This is a genomic window from Methylobacterium sp. WL18 (assembly GCF_008040015.1).
Taxonomy (GTDB): domain Bacteria; phylum Pseudomonadota; class Alphaproteobacteria; order Rhizobiales; family Beijerinckiaceae; genus Methylobacterium; species Methylobacterium mesophilicum.
This window is the reverse complement of the sequence record NZ_VRVD01001264.1, coordinates 1-565: the sequence shown is the minus strand read 5'-3', so window position 1 is coordinate 565 and position 565 is coordinate 1. Positions and strand designations below refer to the sequence as shown.

Sequence of the window (565 nt, the reverse complement as noted above, 5' to 3'; positions counted from 1 at the left end):
CCGGAGCGCGGCTGGGATGGCCCGCGCGCGCAGGGCGCCGGATCGTAGCCGTGCCGTCGAGGCGGGCACAAAACAATACGGCGCGCCTCTGCGGGAAGCGCGCCGGGAGTCGGTTCGTGGTCTCTGGAACGAACTGCATCCTGAATACACGACTTCGCCCGTCCGGGCTGTAGCGCTGTCGCCACGGTGCCGGCTCGGGTGCGGTGTATTCGCCGCAGCCGCAATGGTGCCCGCGGGCGCAGGCCGAGAGAATCCCAAGCCTCCCGATCCCGTCCGGCCGTCCCGGGCCGTCGACGATCGGAGAGCGACATCATCATGGCGCAGGAGCGGACCGGCATGGCGACCTTCCTCGATCGGATGGCGCGGGTGGCGCGCCGCGCCGCCGGGGCTCCTCCGGAACCGGCCCTCGTCACCAAGGCCGCCCCGGCCTTCGCGCTCTATACCGACGGGCGGGCGAGTTGGACCGCCCGGGACCCGGCGGCTCTGGCGCGGGCCGGCTACCAGCGCAACCCGATCGTGCACCGGGCGGTCCGGCTGGTCGCCGAGGGGGCGGCCAGCCTGCCGC

1 pseudogene is annotated in these 565 nt (G+C 73.8%); it reads left to right on the top strand.

From position 1 onward, the window contains the following. Positions 1-336 precede the first annotated feature (336 nt). Positions 337-565 (top strand): annotated as a pseudogene (locus tag FV228_RS32220) (phage portal protein); the annotation flags it as partial.